Source organism: Alkalibacterium sp. m-11, from assembly GCF_054658155.1.
On record NZ_BAAGIR010000218.1, the window covers coordinates 1 to 2276 of the forward strand.

General features: G+C 29.9%; 3 protein-coding genes. All 3 read left to right on the top strand.

Going from position 1 to position 2276, the window contains the following annotated elements:
• Window positions 1–128: 128 nt before the first annotated feature.
• The 3 genes from ACYQ2O_RS11780 to ACYQ2O_RS11790 all read left to right on the top strand — a co-directional run bounded on the left by ACYQ2O_RS11780 (window position 129) and on the right by ACYQ2O_RS11790 (window position 2147).
• Window positions 129–854: a DeoR/GlpR family DNA-binding transcription regulator gene (locus ACYQ2O_RS11780; protein WP_459796678.1), complete on the top strand. Its 726-nt coding sequence runs from the start codon at window positions 129–131 to the stop codon at window positions 852–854.
• Between the two features lie 161 nt (window positions 855–1015).
• Window positions 1016–1690, top strand: a complete 675-nt coding sequence (deoC, locus tag ACYQ2O_RS11785) for a deoxyribose-phosphate aldolase (RefSeq protein WP_459796676.1) — start codon at window positions 1016–1018, stop codon at window positions 1688–1690.
• Between the two features lie 10 nt (window positions 1691–1700).
• Window positions 1701–2147 (top strand): PTS sugar transporter subunit IIA, encoded by a 447-nt coding sequence (locus ACYQ2O_RS11790; protein ID WP_459796677.1) that lies wholly within the window; start codon window positions 1701–1703, stop codon window positions 2145–2147.
• Window positions 2148–2276: the final 129 nt, after the last annotated feature.

Below are 2276 nucleotides of genomic sequence, written 5' to 3' on the forward strand. Positions count from 1 at the left end.
AACACAATCAGGAAAAAGTGATGGCATAAAGAGGAGTCCCTCTTTTATTTTTTAAAACTGTATACTTTTGAGCATTTCAAGTTGATTAAGTGCTTAAAATTATGGGGTTTTGACACCATAATCATATCATAAACAAAGAAGCAAGGGTGCAAGTTTCTGACCTAGTTCAAATGTTTGATGTTACTGGATCAACTATAAGAAATGATTTAAGAGATCTGGAGAAGGATGGATTGATCATTCGAACGCATGGTGGAGCGATAAAAAAAGAATATAGCAGAAATGTTGAAACTAAACCAAGTTTAAGAAAATTGACCGATGAAAAATATGAAATTTCGGACAAAGCGATTCATTTATTAAATGACAATGATATTATTGCAATTGATACTGGAACAACTTGTGTTGCGTTAGCAGAAAAAATAGTCAGAAGTGATATCACAAATTTAACTATATTAACATACGATTTAGAAATTGCACTAATACTAAAAGACAGAGAAGATTTTGAGGTTCAAGTTTTAGGTGGGTTATTGCGAAATGGTTATCCATATGTTTGGGGGAGTAATGTTCATCAGGCTATTGAAGATTTTTCAGTGGATAAAGTATTCATTGCTACGACTTCACTTGATATAGAATACGGTTTTTCTACACCAAATTCAAAAACAGCAGCCTTAAAAAAATCACTAATGAGTATTGCAAGAAAAAAAATCATTCTATGTGAATCTATAAAAATAAATAGTCGAAGTTTTTCAAAGTTTGCTTCAATAAATGATTTCGACTATTTTGTTACCGATTCAAATATTTCTGATGCGGAATACAAAAACGTAAATAATACAGGTATAGAAATTTTAACACCTTAAATATTGAATTAAGTAAAATACAGTTTATCTAAGCAGACAAGATAAACTGTATTTTTATGTGTACAACTTTCATTTGCTTTTAAATGCTGTTTATTATTGACAAATCAAAAAGATAGTATTATAATGTAATCGCATACAAAAAGTTATTGGAGGAATGAATAATGATTGAAGTAAACAAATTGGCGCAAATGATTGATCACACATTGCTGAAGGCAGATGCAAGTGCAGAAAATTTTAAACAGCTATGTGAGGAAGCTAAGGAATATAACTTTAAAATGGTAGCGATTAACTCATCTCCTGTGAAATTATGTTCGACTTATTTAAAAGATTCAAATGTTAGTGTTGGAGCAGCTATTGGATTTCCGTTAGGTCAAACAACAATTGAAACAAAACTATTTGAAATTGAAGATTCTATCAAGAATGGTGCCGATGAAATAGACTATGTAATTAATATTGGAGAAGTAAAAAATAAGAATTATAAATATATAGAAGAAGAAATGGAAAAAATTATTCAATTAGCTCGAAAAAATAATGTGCTCTCAAAAGTTATTTTTGAAAACTGTTATTTGACGGATGAAGAAAAAATAAAAGTGTCTGAGATAGCGAAAAGAGTAAAACCAGATTACATCAAAACATCTACTGGTTTTGGAACAGGAGGAGCGACCTTAGAGGATGTAAAATTAATGAAAAAAATTGTAGGAGATGAGGTGAAGGTAAAGGCCGCTGGTGGTATTAGAGATTTAGAAACGGCATTAGCAATGATTGAGTTAGGAGTTGAGCGTATTGGAACTAGTTCGGGAATTAAAATTATAAAAGAATTAGAATTTATGAAATAAGGGGGATTATATGGTTGAAATAAATAAGATACTAAAAAGTGAGTTTATCGATTTAAATTTAACTTCTGAAAATAAAAATGATGCAATACTAGAATTATCCAAAAAATTTTTATCTAATGGTGTAATTAATGATTTAGATGAGTATATAAAGGTTGTGCATAAAAGAGAAGCAGAAAGTACTACTGGTATTGGTTTTGGTATTGGTATTCCTCACGGAAAATCCAATGTTGTGAATTATACATCTTTGGCTTTTGGGAGAAGTGAAAAAGGGATAGCCTATGATTCCTTAGATGGAAAACCAGTACACTTACTTTTCTTAATTGGTGTGCCGGAAGACTCGAATGATGATCATTTAAAAATTTTAAGTAAATTATCCAGAAAATTAATGCATGAAGAAATTAGAGAGAATTTAATGAATGCTGAGAATACAAATGAAATTTATAATATATTAAATTAATTGGTAGTGTAAAAAGTTTTATGAAAAACAAAAGAAAAATAAGAGAGAAATGATTTCTCACTATCATTAGTGGGAGTATTCGCCCTTGACAAACACATGAATGGTTTATTTGAAAAATACAAGGGCGAC

Coding starts and splice junctions, on each gene's coding strand:
- deoC (WP_459796676.1), top strand. CDS start 1,016: ATGATTGAAGTAAACAAATTGGCGCAAATGATTGATCACACATTGCTG.
- ACYQ2O_RS11790 (WP_459796677.1), top strand. CDS start 1,701: ATGGTTGAAATAAATAAGATACTAAAAAGTGAGTTTATCGATTTAAAT.